Source organism: Bradyrhizobium sp. USDA 4516, from assembly GCF_054055915.1.
The window spans coordinates 5213167-5229571 of the sequence record NZ_JBSRXT010000001.1; the positions used below are offsets into that span (position 1 = coordinate 5213167).

10 protein-coding genes and 6 pseudogenes are annotated in these 16405 nt (G+C 59.1%); 12 read left to right on the plus strand and 4 right to left on the minus strand.

Features of this window, described 5'->3' with window-relative positions; all coding sequences use genetic code 11:
* Window positions 1-659 precede the first annotated feature (659 nt).
* Complete coding sequence (locus tag ACVI1L_RS23995) at window positions 660-2195, plus strand: porin (RefSeq protein ID WP_456783970.1); 1536 nt, start codon at window positions 660-662, stop codon at window positions 2193-2195.
* A gap of 277 nt (window positions 2196-2472) precedes the next feature.
* Here ACVI1L_RS23995 and ACVI1L_RS24000 read toward each other — a convergent pair whose 3' ends face one another.
* Both ACVI1L_RS24000 and tnpC (ACVI1L_RS24005) read right to left on the minus strand, forming a co-directional pair.
* Window positions 2473-2643, minus strand: a complete 171-nt coding sequence (locus ACVI1L_RS24000) for a hypothetical protein (protein WP_456785688.1) — start codon at window positions 2641-2643, stop codon at window positions 2473-2475.
* A 32-nt stretch (window positions 2644-2675) separates the two neighbouring features.
* Window positions 2676-3666, minus strand: a pseudogene (tnpC, locus tag ACVI1L_RS24005) (IS66 family transposase); the annotation flags it as partial.
* Between the two features lie 81 nt (window positions 3667-3747).
* Between tnpC (ACVI1L_RS24005) and tnpA the strand changes: the two are divergent.
* The 3 genes and pseudogenes from tnpA to tnpC (ACVI1L_RS24020) all read left to right on the plus strand — a co-directional run bounded on the left by tnpA (window position 3748) and on the right by tnpC (ACVI1L_RS24020) (window position 6160).
* A complete protein-coding gene (gene tnpA / locus ACVI1L_RS24010; RefSeq protein WP_456783971.1) occupies window positions 3748-4221 on the plus strand; it encodes an IS66-like element accessory protein TnpA in 474 nt (157 codons plus the stop codon).
* Window positions 4202-4555 carry an IS66 family insertion sequence element accessory protein TnpB gene (gene tnpB, locus ACVI1L_RS24015; protein WP_137483046.1) on the plus strand — a complete coding sequence of 118 codons (354 nt, stop codon included), beginning with the start codon at window positions 4202-4204 and terminating at the stop codon, window positions 4553-4555. Before tnpA ends, tnpB begins: the two co-directional genes overlap by 20 nt.
* Window positions 4556-4607: 52 nt before the next feature.
* A pseudogene (gene tnpC / locus ACVI1L_RS24020) lies at window positions 4608-6160 on the plus strand (IS66 family transposase).
* 74 nt (window positions 6161-6234) lie between these two features.
* Here the strand turns inward: tnpC (ACVI1L_RS24020) and ACVI1L_RS24025 are convergent.
* Both ACVI1L_RS24025 and ACVI1L_RS24030 read right to left on the minus strand, forming a co-directional pair.
* Window positions 6235-6768: pseudogene (locus ACVI1L_RS24025) on the minus strand (IS66 family transposase zinc-finger binding domain-containing protein); the annotation flags it as partial.
* 159 nt (window positions 6769-6927) lie between these two features.
* A pseudogene (locus ACVI1L_RS24030) lies at window positions 6928-7281 on the minus strand (integrase); the annotation flags it as partial.
* 794 nt (window positions 7282-8075) lie between these two features.
* Here ACVI1L_RS24030 and ACVI1L_RS24035 point away from each other — a divergent pair.
* The 8 genes and pseudogenes from ACVI1L_RS24035 (at window position 8076) to ACVI1L_RS24070 (ending at window position 16174) form a co-directional block, all read left to right on the plus strand.
* A complete protein-coding gene (locus ACVI1L_RS24035; RefSeq protein WP_456783972.1) occupies window positions 8076-8822 on the plus strand; it encodes an SDR family NAD(P)-dependent oxidoreductase in 747 nt (248 codons plus the stop codon).
* Window positions 8823-8864: 42 nt separating this feature from the next.
* A complete protein-coding gene (locus ACVI1L_RS24040) occupies window positions 8865-10577 on the plus strand; it encodes an FAD-dependent oxidoreductase (RefSeq protein ID WP_456783973.1) in 1713 nt (570 codons plus the stop codon).
* Between the two features lie 154 nt (window positions 10578-10731).
* Window positions 10732-11310, plus strand: coding sequence for a WbuC family cupin fold metalloprotein (locus ACVI1L_RS24045; protein ID WP_456783974.1), 579 nt, complete (start codon window positions 10732-10734; stop codon window positions 11308-11310).
* A 48-nt stretch (window positions 11311-11358) separates the two neighbouring features.
* Window positions 11359-11958: pseudogene (locus ACVI1L_RS24050) on the plus strand (AAA family ATPase).
* Window positions 11955-12350: a hypothetical protein gene (locus ACVI1L_RS24055; RefSeq protein WP_456783975.1), complete on the plus strand. Its 396-nt coding sequence runs from the start codon at window positions 11955-11957 to the stop codon at window positions 12348-12350. The pseudogene ACVI1L_RS24050 and the gene ACVI1L_RS24055 overlap by 4 nt, the downstream one beginning before the upstream one ends.
* A gap of 303 nt (window positions 12351-12653) precedes the next feature.
* The gene (locus tag ACVI1L_RS24060; RefSeq protein ID WP_456783976.1) at window positions 12654-13073 is read left to right on the plus strand and encodes a hypothetical protein; all 420 of its coding nucleotides are present in this window, start codon (window positions 12654-12656) and stop codon (window positions 13071-13073) included.
* Between the two features lie 129 nt (window positions 13074-13202).
* Window positions 13203-13938, plus strand: a pseudogene (locus tag ACVI1L_RS24065) (DEAD/DEAH box helicase family protein); the annotation flags it as partial.
* A gap of 1291 nt (window positions 13939-15229) precedes the next feature.
* Window positions 15230-16174 carry a TauD/TfdA dioxygenase family protein gene (locus tag ACVI1L_RS24070; protein ID WP_456783977.1) on the plus strand — a complete coding sequence of 315 codons (945 nt, stop codon included), beginning with the start codon at window positions 15230-15232 and terminating at the stop codon, window positions 16172-16174.
* Window positions 16175-16405: the final 231 nt, after the last annotated feature.

Sequence of the window (16405 nt, forward strand, 5' to 3'; positions counted from 1 at the left end):
CTTCTTAGGTTAGGTAAATGTTTCGGCAACCGACATGCGCTGTGCTGCGGAACGCGAATCGATTTGACCGTATGAAGTTCGCTGCGATGCCCGGCGGTTCTGGCCTCCGTCTCCTGATCTGCCCGCTCAGCCATGAATGCGCAGTGGTCGCGCGCCATCGCTCTTCCCAACGAAGCGGGGCGATTGGGTGAAGACGAAGCGCCAAGGAAGTCGTTTCAATGTTTCAATCGCCCGACGACAGACATACGGCGGTTGATGGTGTGACCCACTCGATGGCGAACGCGAGGCTGAGATTGCACCCGGGTTCGCGAGCTAGGGCATTTCCAAATGACACTTTTGAGGAGTTTACGTTCAGCAATGGAAGGGCGCTGAACTCATTGTACCAGTCGTACCGATGTGACGCGTTCCGAACACGGGTTTCCGGAGCTATGGCTGGGTTTGTACGTTCCGTACTGACTTTCCGGGCCATTGATGAAAGTTTTCTGTCAACGTTGTGTCTGCGAGTGCGGAATGATCCGGACCGCGACGTCGCTCGGTTTGCTCGACTGGCGGATGTTTAACAAAGGCCCTACAGGTCGAAATGATTGGGCGCGTCAAGAAAGTCGGTGATCTCGAACCTAGTTCGGAGATTGCCTTCTAATAAATTTGGGGGACTTTCCATGAGAATGGCGAAGAGCTTTTTGGTCGCTTCGGTGGCCGGTCTGACCGCCCTAGGTGGAGCCCAAGCCGCAGATCTTCCGGTGAAGGCTAAGGCGATCGAGTACGTCAAGGTTTGCTCGCTCTATGGCCCAGGCTTCTATTATATTCCCGGCACCGATACTTGTATTAAGCTTGGTGGTTATTTGCGCGGCTGGATGGCAGTCCGTGCTAATTCTATGGGTCTTAATACAGACTTCGGGGCGGGGGGGGCAGCAAATCGCTACAGCAACGGCTATACTTGGCGTTCTCGTGCGGACCTCAACGTTGATACGCGTACCGCCAGCGAGTACGGCATGGTTCGAACCTACGCCGAGCTTTTTTACATGTGGACTTCGGGGCCCTATAGCGGGGCGGGCAACGGCTCGACTGTATATCAGTCGATTGGCGGAACTCCGGCGCCGAACAACGCGGGCCCGGGCTCTGTAGCCGGTGGCACCCTCAGCGTCATATATGCCTTCGTCCAGTTTGCCGGATTCACCATCGGTAAGGCAGGCTCGCAGTTTTCTACGCCTTGGGGCGATTACCCTGGGAACTGGACCGACATACCAGGCAGCGGCGGTTGGGACCCCGTCAATCAGTTCACCTACACGGCTGATTTTGGGCAAGGTATCACAGCGTCGTTCTCGGCTCAGGATCAGGTTCAGAATTATACGACCAATATATGGAACGTGAGTGCGGCGTCGGCCGCAGGCCTCGCGAGTGGTTCGTACGGTGGTAACGACATTGCCGGCACAATCGCTCCAGACTTCGTCGCGATGCTACGCGTTGACCAGGCTTGGGGTCTATTCCAAGCGTCGGTGGCTGCTCACGATAACCACGCTGCATACTATGGCGCCACGGAGCTCACGGGCCATCCGGACGACAAGTGGGGTTGGGCCGGACAGCTGGCACTTTCCATTAAAAACCTGCCCACCGGGCCTGGTGACTCAATCAACGTCACGGGTGTGTATGCCAACGGTGCCAGCCGCTATGTCTTCAATGACTATTTGTCGTCGACTTATGCGAGGTTCGGGGGCGCGAGGCTGGCAGGTGCTTACCAAAGCATTGGAATTGGGGGGATCTCTGACTCTGTATTCGTTGCAGGATCTGGCCAAGAGTTGACTACGACGTACGGTTTTAATGGCGCATATAATCACAATTGGAACCAATATTGGACCAGCAGTATTTTCGGTGGTTTCGGCGCTGTGCGCTATAGCAATACGGCGAAGAGCTTCATCTGCGGCGCGTTTGTCACTGGCCTTGCACTCTCGAGTGGAGCCGCCGGTTGCAACCCCGACTTCAACTACTCAGTTGTCGGTACAAAAACCCAATGGACCCCGATCAAAAATCTGACGTTCTTGGCCGAACTCACTTATAGCATATTGGACCAGAAATACGCTGGCGGAAGCACTGTGCTGCTGCCAGCGCAATCCGGCATCGGGAAGCCCGCTGGTGTGTACGAGTTGAGGGATCAAAGCGGCTTCGCACTCAACCTCGCTGTTCAACGTAACTTCTAGCTCGAACTGTCGAACAGAATAATCTCTACTCCAGAGTTCCTCCAAAGAAGGTCTCCGGTGTGCCCACCGGAGCCCCTTTTTTGGCTTCTCAGATACGCTTTGGCGTAACCGTGCGCTTTAGGCCGCAGGCGCGCTGATCTGTCCGGTTAGCGGTTAGATCTCGTCGGACTCCTCGGTCTTTGGCTTCATCATCACAGCGAGCGATTGGCGTCGTTTTTCGATGATGCTGGGGGTGTCCTTGTGGATTGCGATCAGCTCTTTGAGGTTCTCCATCCCGTCATCGGGTGAACGCCATCACGCCGTCTTCACTGACGCCGACGACCCATAGCTGGCCATCCTCGGTGTCCATTTCTTCGGCGACCTCGAACAGCCATTCCTCGTCTTCACCGAGCATCTCAGCGACATGACTGAGAGTGAACACGTGGCTGACTTTGTTGACGTGCCCCACTCAAGCCGCCTGCGCCGCAAGGCCTTGTGTTGCGCAGCCTTCCAGTTCCAGTGCAGCAGCTCATCGAGCCTGTGGGCGGGGTGGGTGGCGATGCGAGCGAGTACATCGGCGAGCCAGGCTTGAGGGTCGACGTCGTTCATCTTGGCAGAGACGATGAGGCTATACATGGCGGCGGCTCGGCGCCCTCCGCGGTCGGACCCCACAGAATAACCACGACTTTCTGCCCAATGCGATGCCGCGCAGCGCTCTTTCGGCTGCATTGTTCGAGAGGCAGACGCGACCATCGTCGAGGAAGCGTGTGAAGGAGGCCCAGCGCTTGAACATGTAGTTCATGGCCTTGGCCAGATCGTGACCGCGGGAGAGCTTGGCGCACTGCTCGCGCATATAGGCTTCCAGATCGGCGACGAGCGGTGCGCTCTGCGCCTGGCGAACAGCCTTTCGTTGGTCGGCGTTTTGGCCATTGATAGAGCGCTCGATCTCGAACAGAGCGTCGATGCGGCGCACGATTTCCACGGCGACGGGCGAGATGACGATCTCCTTCTTTCCGGCCGCTTTGCGCCGCGCGTTCTCCTCAAGATCCGCCATGGCGAAGAACGGGCGCCGGGCATGGACCCAACAGGCCGCCTCCCTGATAAGCCCAGGACTTCGCTCGAGCTCGTAGAGCCTGATGTATCCGCCGAAGGCGTCGGCCTGGAGGATCCCGGTGTAGTTGGCCAGATGCGCCTGCGGATGCTCACCACTTCGATCGCGCGAGTAATAAACATCGCCGCCGGCGGATCTGAGCCGCCGAAGGGGCGGTCATCCTTCTCATAGACCCAGCATCGAGCGACATCGCACTTGCCCAAGGCCAGCACAGGCACGGTGGTGTCGTCGCCATGGAGGCGTTCGCTGCCATGACGTGGGCTTCCAAGAGCCGCGACAGCGGCTCCAACACCGTGCAGCACGCCCTACGGCGTCGGCCATGGTCGAGAGGCTGATCGGCACGCCTTCAAGGGCATAGCGCTCGGCCTGACGGTTCAACGGTAAGCGCGAATTTCTCCGCACCTTTTTCTTTTGAGTTCTCTGATGCATGAGGTGTCCACCAAAATAGGTGGACACCTTGTGATGGCAGCGGATGATCAGAAACTGCGGGTCAGGCTTGTTGGCCGGAACGGTCGCCGGCGCTACGAGGCGGCATCGAAAGAGCGTCTTGTCACGGCCTGCCTTGAGCCTGGGGTTTCGGTATCGAGGCTTGCACTCGAACATGGGGTCAACGCGAACCTGCTTCGGAAGTGGATCAAGAAGCACACCGCGACCAGGTCGCCGCCGCCGTCCTCACGCCCGGCGTTCATCCCGGTTCAGCTTGAGGGGTCCGCCGATCGAGCCCTGTCGCGGCAAGACAGCGTGGCGACGGTGGATTTGCCGGCGACTTGCGATGAAGTGCGTGGTTCGGAACCCAAAGGGTCTCCAGCTTTTTGTTCTCCGGCCAAAGTGAGCGTGTCGCTGCCGAACGGCGTGAAGCTCGCGCTGGAATGCGGCGATGTGGATGCATTGACGGCGATCATCGGAGCACTGGGCCATGTTCAGACTGGGCGGTGACCTGCAGGTCTATCTGCACCGTGAGCCGATCGACTTCCGGGCTGGCATCAACAGCCTTGCGGTCCTGGTCCAGGAGACGATGGCGCTCGATCCATTCACTCCGGCGGTTTTTGCGTTCTGCAATCGCCGTTGCGACCGGATGAAATTGCTGTTCTTCGACCGGTCCGGCTTTGTGCTGGTCCTGAAGCGGCTGACCGAGGACAAGTTCCGATGGCCGCGCCGCCAGGAGGCGGTCGTCACGCTGACGACCGAGCAATTGCACTGGATCCTTGACGGCATCGATATCGATGCGATGGTCCGCCATCCGGTGCGGCAATATCAGGTTGCCGGCTGAGCTCTCGAGTTGAGCGGTTGACGCGTCGGTACGGTTCAGATTCAAGAATCCGATGAATCGAACCGGCGATCCGAGTGTTGAAGTGCTGTTGGCGCGCATTGCTGCGCTGCAGGCGGAGAACCATCAACTCGCCGACCGCGTCGTCAAACTCGAGGAAGAACTGGCGCTGGCACGCCTGCATCGTTTTGCGCCACGCAGCGAAAAGCACGTCGATCGTCTCTTCAATGAAGCCGAGCAGGCCGCCGATGAGGATGACGCCGGCAGTGAAACGAACAATATCGCCGAACTTCCGGACACGGGCTTGCCACCCGTCGAAAACACAACGGGAAAGAAGCGCGGCCGCAGGCCGCTGCCGGCGAACCTGCCGCGTGAGCGCGTCGAGTATGACCTGCCCGACGATCAGAAGGCGTGTCCTTGCTGCCGTGGCCAATGCATCGCATGGGCCAGGCTGTCACCGAGCAACTTCATATCGAGGTGAAGGCGAAGGTTTTACAGAACGTAGTCAAATATGCGTGCCGCCATTGCGATCGCACCGAGATCAACGCCCCTGTCGTGACCGCGCCGATGCCGACGCAGCCGCTGCCGGGCAGCGTTGCCACGGCCTCAACGCTGGCGTTCGCGCTGGTTCATAAATATGTCGATGGCACGCCGCTCTACCGCCTGGCGCAGGCCTTCGAACGCGCCGGCGTTCCGGTCAGCCGCGGCGCTTTGGGTCGCTGGGTGATCCGCTCGAGCGAGGAACATCTCTCCCGCATCTATGACGCCCTGAAGCTGCGGCTCAGATCGCAGCCTCTCATCCATGGCGACGAGACGACGGTTCAGGTCCTCAAGGAGAAGGACAAAAAGGCCACCAGCACATCGTATATGTGGGCTTATCGCAGCGGCAAGGACAGTCACGAGCCCATCGTTCTTCTGGATTATCAGCCGGGCCGCGGCCAAATCCACCCGCAGGCCTTCCTCGGTGATTACCGCGGCATCGTGATGAGTGACGGCTATACCGCATCGCGCACGCTGGAACGGGCCACCCACATCGGCTGCATGGCCCACTCCCGGCGGCGCTTTGTCGATGCCCTCAGGGCGAGGAAGAAGGGCGGCGGTCCGCCCGAGCAGGCGCTGCGGTTCTTCGACCAGCTCTACCGGGTTGAAAGGCAGGCGCGGGACGGAATACCGGAGAAGGGTGAAACACAGGCCGACTGCATTCGCCGCTTCCGCCAGCAACATAGTGTCCCCATCCTCAATGCTCTCAAGGTATGGCTCGATGACATGGCCCCGAAGGTCTTGCCTGACAGCAAGCTCGGCGACGCCGTATCCTACACCCGAAACCAATGGGAATATCTGACGCGCTACACCAGGGACGGCAGCATCCCGATCGAGCGCGACATCAGGGTTTTTGCAACTGGCAGGAAGAGTTGGTTGTTCAGCGATACCGTGGACGGAGCCAAGGCCAGTGCCGTCGTATACAGCCTGATGCTGACCTGCCGCGCCTCACGTGTCGAGCCGTTAGCGTGGTTGCGCCACGTCTTCACCGAATTGCCTCAGCGCGCCGACGACGCCGATATTACCGACCTGCTGCCCTTTAACTCCCACAAAGCCGCCACTGCCTGAACGGCCCGGTATCGCCCGATACTAGGGCAATCCATCAAAACCGCCGGCGTCAACGTGCGGGGAAAATCGCTTACGTTCAACGGCTGATGCTGGCCGAACTTCTCGTACAGAATCATCGCGAGCAAGCTCGGTCCCGCCCACCCCCGCGCAATCACATGGAACGGCGCCGGCGCTTGGCTGATTTTCTCGCAATCCCGGCAGGTGAACTTCTCGCGCTCCGTTTCGACCACCTTCCATTGGCGCGGGATCGCCTCCAGGGTCCGGGTCACGTCTTCGCCCAGCTTGCGCAGCCGCGCGCCGCCACAGCAGCCACAAACCGTCGGCGGATCGATCACCACCCGCTCGCGTGGGAGATGCTCGGGGAACGTCTGGCGCTCGGCGCGCATGCGTATAAATCCGCGTACCGTCGTCGTCCTCGCGACGGCTCGTTCCGCCGCCAGCTCGTCCTCTGTGGCGTCAGCTTCCAGCTCTTCGAATGTCAGCGCCAATTGGTCGATCAGTCGCGATGACCGCTCTAACCGTTGTCCGTAGATCTGACGCTCAAGCTTGGCAATCCGCAGCTTCTGCTGGGCGATCAGCGCGCCGTCTTCCGAGGCCTTCGCGCGGGCGCCGGGTCCGCAGTAGCGCTGAAGCGGGGTGGAGCGAAGGGACCCGGCCATTTGTGATGTCTCCAACGTAAGGAAGGCAAGGACGAGATGACAAATGCGTCCATCGATTTGCAGCACATGAGGCGGAGGCTATACGTCAAGGCGAAGGCTGAATCGTCTTGGCGTTTCTGGGGTCTTCCGCCCTTTACCGACGCATCGTACGTGTGCGCCAGACCCAAGGTGGACGGCATCCCGGTCAAGGCCAGTCAGCTCTGAGAGGTGTAAGCCCGTCTAGGCCGCGACCAGCAGCAAGGTGTGATCGCGGCGGCCAAGCCACGTCGTTCGATCGGGCGCGGCGAGAACTGCCTCGATCTCGGGGCGCTTCAGGAAGTGCACCTGTCGCTTGTCGTGACGCTTGCTCGGTATGGCGAGCACGCGCTGGATCAGTGCACTGTATGTCGGCTCCTCGAAGGACACGAACCTGAAGAAGGATCGGATCGCTGTCAGACGCAGGTTACGCGTCTTCGCACTGGCGCCGAGCGTTATCGGTGAGGAATTCGACTACGCGTACACTACAGCAACCGAGTTAGGGTGCGGAGAGACAATAAAGTGCTCATCTTGAGCGCGCTTGTTAGGAGATCACGACGTCTCTTATACGCTTTGCTTCCCTGAACAATGGGGAGACATGACCCATCTCGCCCCAATACAAGGGAGGTCACGTTGACCTCTTAAAATTCACTAATACTAACTCGGAAACGTCCGCGATCGACGTCGCGAACGTGACTTGGACGGCGCCGGTGTAGACGCGCTCGACAGGGGCGGGCACCGAGGCAAGCACTCAGTTCCAACCCTCTTGTCCTACTGTCCTTCGGTACCTGCTCACGGCGGAAGCATTCGCATCATTTCCAGTTTGGAATTGATCGCTCCGAAATTGGTATTGGATTAGCTCGGAACCCAACAATAATTGTCTTAGAAAAGGGCTTCCGGTGAGTCGTGTCCTGCTCGCACGTATTCTGTAGCGTTCCGATGAATCGTGCTCACAAATCGTCGGGAAGGCTGGCCGATGGTCAGATCAACTCTTGCGGGCAAGTCGAGCTGAGTATGTTCAAGGCCGGGGCTGCCGCCGACGCTGAAGCGTCACGCCTGAATTTGCTCGCAACGCGCTGCCGCGCATGGAGTGATGGAGTCGACGATCGAGCGATCATGGCTGATCCTTGGAGGCATGTGTGCACCGATCACTGCGATCGCTGGATGACGGTGAAATATTATCAGTCGCAGCGGCAATGAAATGAACGCAGACAAGCGAGCTCAACACGAGGGAATCCGAGATGAATGTGAAACGAGTCGCCCTGGTGACGGGTGCTGGGGCCGGAGTCGGTCGCTCCACCGCACATAAGCTAGCCTCGCAGGGCTATTCGCTCGCGTGCGTAGGTCTCCATGAGAGTACTGCCCGCAAGACTGCGGCAGAACTTCAGGATGCCATTGGGATCGCTTGTGACGTGGCGGTAGAATCCGACGTGATCACGTGCGTCGAGCAGGTCGTGAAGCGCTACGGTCGTATCGATGTCGTGGTCAACAATGCGGGAATCGGGTCTTATGCTCGCGCCGAGGACGAGACCGCCGAAAATTTCGACAGGGTCATTGCCGTTTGCGCGCGCGGACCTTTCCTTGTCTCAAAGTATTCTATGCCTCATTTGCGCGCGAGCCGCGGCTGTATCGTTAATGTCGCCTCTACGGTTGGCGCTGTTGTTGGCGTGCGCAATCGCGTTGCCTACGCCGCAGCCAAAGCGGCAGTGATGGGCCTGACCCGTGCCATGGCCGTTGACCATGTCGCCGAAGGTGTTCGCGTCAATGCTATTTGCCTGGGCACTACGGAGACCGCGATGGTTGACCGTCTCGTGGCTCAGGCGGAGAACGCGATTGAACGGCGGAAGCAATTCCATGCCAGCGTGCCCATCGGACGCATGGCGACCCCCGAGGAGATCGCCGCCACAATCGCCTATTTGGCCTCCGAGGACGCTGCCTTCATCACCGGCATTGGAATGGTGGTCGATGGCGGCCATACGATGCAATAAGCGTGGCGAGCGATCGTCAAGCGCATATTCATTGGAGAGAGTATGATGAAGTTCGACGAGGTGTTTGACTTCGTGGCGGTAGGCAGCGGCGGCGGTGCAATGTGCGCTGCACTCGTGATGCGCGCAAGTGGGAAGAGCGTCGTCGTTCTAGAAAAAACGGACTTTCTCGGTGGAACAACCGCAAGGTCGGGCGGTGGCCTTTGGATTCCGTGCAACCCTTTCTTGAGGCGTGACGGGATAGAGGATTCCTTCGAGAGCGCCGCCACTTATCTCGACACTCTGGTTGATGATCACGACGCGCTAGGCACTTCGCGAGAGCGGCGCCACATATTTCTCCGAGAAGGGCCCCCGATGCTTGAATTCCTAATGAGGCGCGGGTTGAAGTTTGATCGCTCGTCTATGCCCGACTACTACGACGAGGTTCCAGGGGGAGCTCCATTTGGCCGCTGTGTCGTTCAAGTGATGTTCGATGCGAACGAGTTAGGAGAATGGAAGCATAAAATCCGCCGGGGTCCGCTTGCAAAGTACCTTGTCCATTACAACGAGCTCTTCCTCTTGCCCCATGTCGGTCACTCCTGGCAGGCCAAGCTCTTAGCGGCAAAGATGGTTGTCCGCGGCGTAATCAGCAAGCTCCTCGGAAAGGACCTCGTCACTGGTGGTGCGGCTCTCCAGGGTCGAATGGTGCAGGCGTGTCTGAAAGAGGATGTGGATCTGCGGCTTGAATCGCCGGTCACGGAACTGATTGTGGAGGAAGACAGGATCAAGGGCGTGGTGACATTGAAGGACGGCAAGCCATGGCGAATCGGCGCCAGATTAGGGGTGCTCGTGAACGCCGGCGGCTTCGCGCGCAATCAGGCGATGCGCGATCTCTACCAGCCCGGAACATCGGTGGAATGGACCTGTGTAGCCCCGGGCGACACGGGTGAAATGATCCAAGAGATGATGCGCCACGGCGCTGCCGTTAGTCAAATGGAGGAGATGATTGGGATTCCGCGCACCGTCCCGCCGGGAATCAACGGTTCCTCAGACAAACCTGGCGCGCAGGGATTGGCTTCATCACCTCACTGCATCATGGTCGATCAGAGCGGAGTTCGTTACCAGAATGAATGCGGCTCGTACATGGCCTATTGCAAAGGCATGCTGGAACGTAACCGCACAGTGCCTGCAATCCCAAGTTGGATCGTCTTCGACCAGACAGCCATGAAAACATACATGGTCGCAGGTCGTTTGCCGAATCAACGAAAGCCGCAGATTTGGTACGATAGCAGTTACCTTCGGAAGAGTGATACGGTCGAAGGACTCGCCGCGCAGCTGCAAATAGATCCCGCGATGCTCAAGGCCACCATTGGGCGGTTCAATGGCTTTGTCGCACAAAATCGAGATGAGGATTTCGGACGCGGCAATCGTTTGTATGATCGCTGGCATGGTGATCCGTATCACAAGCCGTCTCAGACTTTGGGCGCGATCGAAACGCCCCCCTATTACAGCATTCAGGTGGTTCCGGGAGATTGCTCGACGTACGGTGGCGTGATCACCGACGGGTGTGCGCGTGTTTTGCGCGAGGACGGGTCCGTGATTGCGGGCTTATACGCCACTGGAGTGTCGGCAGCCCCGGTATCTGGACGCTACTGCGTCGGTCCTGGAATTAGCATTGGGTCCGCGTTCGTGTGGGCGTGGGTTGCCGCGAATCATGCAGTCAAGCAATCCACATCAATCTCATCCATGAGAGCGGCGTCTAGAGTAGCGGCTGTTTGAGCATCAACGCGCAGCGGCGGAGCTCTTTACGGCTGTCGGTCACGGCGGGTCAACGCGAAAGGATTGCGCGTTCGACTGGTTACTCAACGACGCTCCATCGGATGACACGGCGTCAGAACGTGCGACGCAGCTAACAGCGTAAAAGGAAGCTGTCATGAATCTAGTTCAGAAGTCGGCTGGGGTTTTTCTGGCGGAGGGGCCGATCTGCTCTATCGGTCAAGACGAGCTCGACATGCTCAAGGCCGCGCTACCGGCAAGTCCCAAGCGCCACGTCCGGATCAACCCGCAACCAAATGCTGAGGATGGAGTCATTGAATCGATCTTCGCATTTGACCGCAACACTTATATCCGTCCTCATAAGCATCCGGGCAGGAGCGAAGCCTACCACATTATCGCGGGCGAGATGGATGCCGTGTTGTTCTCAGACGCCGGCGAAATCAAGCGGATTGTGCGGCTCGGACCGCTTGGCGACAAGCATCCCTTCTACTACCGGTTGACGGCGCCCATCTTTCATACGGTGATCATCCGTAGCGATATTTTGCTAATGCACGAAATTGTGGAAGGTCCGCGCGGACCTGGCGCTACAGAGTGGGCCGAGTTCGCGCCTGACGCGGATCGCGAACCCGAAAAATCGCAAGCTTACCACGCTGCTCTGCTCCAGCGTGTGGCGGCGCTGCAGGAACCGCTGGACGAAATACCACGAAGTCCTGACTTTGCCCCGTCGATGCGGTAGCTAGGCCGGTAGTGGGATAGGCCGACGGCGGTACCAGCGGACGGCGCGGTGACCGCAAAGACAGTCTTTTGCGCCGGATTCGCTAATATTCTGAGCGCGGAGCATTGGAAGCCCATTCAGGTTCCAAGGAGAAACCGATACCGAACTCGTCGCACGGCTGGGCAGTCTCTCATCCGATCGCATCGTGCCGGAGCTTTACCGCCTTCGAACGCCCGCTTCACCCCTATCATGCCGCGGAGATCGACGAAGTCCGCGTCGACGCAGACGCGCTCAATGTACCTAGACGACGCAGGGTGGGCGGCCGCTCGTGATCGAGAGGGGCAGGGGCCGATGGTGCCGCCGAGTGGGACCAACACTTTACATCGACATCTTCGAGCGATGGCGACGTCCAGTCGTGCTCTGCGCGAGCACGGCACTCCGAACGATCAGTCACTCTTTTGTGTCGATTGAGTCTCTCCGAAAGCGCCAGATCGACCTTCTCGGAATTGCCTTTATTGGCGAAAGAAGTGCGGAAGCTGAGAGCGCAGTTTGCGAGATCGGACGGGTGCGTTGGTTAGGGCGGTTGCCAAAGCTCTCTCTCCTCTCACGCCGGAGGCGCTGCAGGCCGAGTTCAAAACCTCATTTCGCCGCGATGATTTCAAGCCATGATGCCAGAGAGGAAACGCCCGAGAGATCGAGTTGGTAAGAAAAATCTCGTCATTCGTGACGGGCTCCTCGATGACATGCCAAAGGTTTATAAGGTTGTGAAAGGTGGGAGCGCAGTCGAAAAGTTCGTGCTTACGCCGGATCGTACTGACGGCGGGCTAGATCGTCACAAGAACCGAACATTGTTCTACAGTGGTGGCGACAAGATCAAAGTGCGCCTGCCAAATTTGATTTCTCAGTTTCAGGTAATGCAGCGCGCAACTATGGAACGCGCAGTTGTTGGACTTGTCGAAATCGACAGGGACCGGTCGAAAGCCGTGGGTAAGGCTGTTATGACTCACCACGTTTCTTCTCTTGGCAGAGCGACGCCCCCAATGTGGTGGGGCGCTCGATGATCGAGGCATGTCTACAAAAAGGGCGATCGGGCTGCTGCAGGCGGACGCAGAGGTCGATCTCGCCGATCGTGAATTAGCGATGTCGCGCCGCCCGAGCTGCGCGCTGCGCTCGAGACCGATGACGATAGCCTGATGCGCGAACGGGAACGGCTCTGGTACGTGGCGTGTACGCGAGCCCGTGAGCTGCAGATCGTGCCGGAATTGGCGCAGGCCGAGCAGAGTCCTGGTCTCGTGTCGTCAACCTGGGCCAGGACGCATTTCCGGAGCTGGGCGGCTCCCCGCATGACGCCGGAGCCCACGCCGATGGGCGCCGACCTGCCGAATACCCAGACCGCGGAGCTCTTCGCAGCCGAGCGCGCGGTCATTGAGGAAGCGGCCGTTCCGCTGACCTGGCTGCGACCGAGCGATCATGATCCGGACCGTTTGCAAGCGATCGAGGCCATCACGTCGTTGCCGGCGATGCGCCCGAGGTCAGCCTGCCTGTCGGTGCAGGCGCGTGCGCAGTGTTCTCCTGCGCAAGTTGATGGAAGAGGTGCTGACCAGCGAACTCGTCGAGGAGGCGGAGCCGTTGCCAGCGGCGCGCGCGAGTTGGTGGCTGAAGTGGTCCTCGATCCCAACGACGGCGACGGCCATCCGGACGCCGACGAGATTGCGGCTACCGCCTGGCGTACGTTGCAACTGCCGGGCATCGCGGCGCTTCACGAGCGGTTGACCCCCGAGTAGCCGATCGCTGCTGGAGGATAGCTCGAATCCAGGGGCGCTCGCCGGACGCATCGACGCCATCGCCTACGGCGGAGATCGCGCCGAGGTGGTCGTCGATTGGAAGAGCGACGTCGATCCGTCCGACGCGGATATCGGGAATACGCGACCGACTTCTTCGATCGGATCACTGGCGACGAATGTCACCGCGGCGGCGCGCGCGACAACAGCAGTTGGCAGGAAATCCTGGAGTACTTCGAGCCGGCCTACTAGCTCGGCATGACCGCCACCCCGCTCAGGGATGACAACCGCGATACTTTACGCGTACTTCGGCGCGCCGGTCTATATCGCTGGCGCAAGGCATCGCGGACGGCTTCCTTGCGCCCTATCGCGTTCACCGGGTAGTCACGGACTTGGCGCCGCGGGCTGGCGGCCGGTTAAGGGCGAGCTCGACCGCTTCGGGCGCGAGATTCCCGATGATGAGTATCACAACAAGGATTTCGAGCGCGTCGTCGCGCGTCCGCCCGAAGCGATCGCCCGACATCTCACGCACTTCCTTGCCCAAACGGACCGCTTCGCGAAGAGGATCGTCTTCTTTGTCGACCAGGAGCATGCGAGTGAGATGCGCCGCGCGCTTGCCAACCTCAATTCAGATCTCGTCGTCGCCTATCCGGACTATGCCTGTCGCATCACCGCCGACGAGGGCGACATTGGGAAAGGCAAGCTGAATGCCTTTCGGGATGTCGAGACAAAAGTTCCTGTCACCCTCACGACGTCGCAGCTTCTGACGACGGGCGTCGATGCGCCGACCTGCAAGAATGTCGTTCTCACCCGCGTCGTGGGGTCGATGACGGAGTTCAAGCAGATCATCGGACGGGGGACTCGCTTGCCAGGCTGTGCGAGGGGTGGCGGAGTTTGCGGGTGGAAAGGCGATTGGTTGCATCTGTGGGCAAAAGATCTGCTGTCAGGCTGGTGAGAGAGTGCCAGTACTTTTAGCAGGGTGGAAACTCCCAGGATGTTGGTCACCCGCTTGACGTTGTAGCAGAGGACGCCCAAGGCAAGTTCGGTCTTCGCCTTTTTCGGCGCCTTCACTAAGAAGCGGGGGGCAGCCATCGATCACTTCGTGGTTCCAAACGGGTGCTCGACGGTCTCCCGCCGGCGTCGCATCCAGATCGGGTCGGCGACGGCTCGCTGGTGCATCGCTTGGCGTCCATCCTCAAAGAATGACGTACGATCACCCGCCGACCATGGCGACCGAGAACGGCGTGCGGCTGTTCGCCAAGCCATAGCGCTGGAATGCACTCGGTGGGAAGGCATTCGGTTCAACTCGCTGCATTCGGGAACCGTTGATGCGCCGAGCTAGGGGAAGGCTTCCAGGGAGCATCACGTGCCGCGGGAAATGCCGCGCTTGTAACTCGCAAAGAGCTCGCGAAAACGGGTGGTAACGCTTAGTCGTGGCGGAACAGACCCGGGAAGCCGCGCCTCGGCATGTCACGTTGGGCTTGTGACTCCGGCAGAGCTTGCCACCGGTGTTGGCTCGTTCGCAGGTTCATTCGCTCGCGGGATGTAAGCCTCGCTCGTGGTCCTGAAACATAGTAGCGCACGGGAAGAATGAGCTGACACTCATGGAAAAGATCGAGGAAATCTCAACGCGATGTTGTCGCGGACGTGATTGTCGCCGGCTGGGACATGGCGCGGGCGCGGACTTCGATCGGAGAGATCTGCCAACCAATTACGGTAGGTGCGGTGGCAATGGAGACATGTAACATTAGCCACAAGTGAACAGGAAACGATATGAACGAAGCCGTAACGATCAACCGCGAGCCAGCGAGAGGCGCATGATCTTGATGCTCGATCTAAGGCTGTACAACGGAAGGTTCTGGAAGTGCTTGCAAAGCGCCGGGTTGGCACTGCTTGTTGAGAAAAAGGTCGCCCCCGCGAGGGCCTCTGCGAGCAGAGACACGCGTCCCGGATGACAAGAACAGTTTCAGTTGCTGAGCATTCCATTCTGAGTTCAGACGCGGAGGTCGATCGTGCGACATTCAGTAAGACGCTCAATAGGCTGGCGACACACCATAGGAAATTGTGTGTTGGACCGATCGGGTACTATGCCAAGGGACATTCAGGTCGGAGCTGAATAGCGTGTCCGGTGAAGGACCGTAACGTTGGAGAACGTCACCATGAGTAAAATGGCCCCAATCGATATCATTCCGAGTACCGACGTCGTTAAACGCGCAGCCCGGATTGGCGCTGAAATCAGGAATATAAAGCTTTCGGGTGATTTGCCGGACCTAACCATCGCTGCCATTAATGGCTTGCTGCTTCAGCACAAGGTCATCTTCTTTCGCGACCAGGGCCATCTCGACGACCTCGAACAGGAACGCTTTGCTCTTCGTTTGGGCAAGCCTGTGCAAGCGCCTCCAATGCTCGGTACTACCAAGGGGACAATGTCGATCCTCGAAATTAATTCTGCACGCGGAGGTATCCGGGCTGACATCTGGCATATAGATGTGGCCTACCTGCATGCCTATCCTAAGATGGTGGTGCTGCGAGCCGTTGTGATGCCGGCAGTCGGCGGCGACACGGTGTGGTCAAACACCGCGACCGCATATCTTGACTTGCCGTCGCCGCTGCAACGGCTTGCCGACGACCTCTGGGCTGTTCACAACAACGCATTCGACTTCTCCGTCGTAGCCCGCCCTACCGAAGTCGATAAAAAGTTTTATGACGATATATCTAGCAGAGCGAGTTTCGAGACGGAGCATCCGTTGGTGCGTGTTCACCCCGAGACCGGCGAGCGCACGTTGGTGCTCGGCTGTTTTGTGAGGCGTTTTGTTGATGTCCCGAAATATGACGGTCAGAGGCTATTCGATCTATTCGAGTCTCATGTCACCGCGCCGGAGAACACTGTGCGCTGGAGTTGGAAGCAGGGCGATGTCGCTATCTGGGACAATCGGGCCACGATGCATTATGCGGTCAAGGATTACGGCGAGCAGCCCCGCGTCGTTCGTCGCTCGGCCATCGATGGTGAGGTCCCCGTTAGCGTCGACGGCCGGTCGAGTGTAGTGCGTGTCAAGGACATTAAGGAGCCCCCCGCAAATGTCGTCCGGCGTCCAGGCTCATAGCCCGATTTCTGGGATCGTGATCAGCCGCCTCGTTCGGCATCTTCCTTGGCGCGCCGAGCGAGCTCACGGTCGAGCAGCGCCCCCTCTCGTCCAGTGTCGCAATTGCTCCATGAGCAGGCGCAGGATCGGCCGGGGCAGCTCAGGAATGTTGACATCAGGGGCACGAAACACAACGGTCGCCACCTTCATCGCCACGAAACGCATCGTCGGCCGCTAGAAGACCTCGCAGAT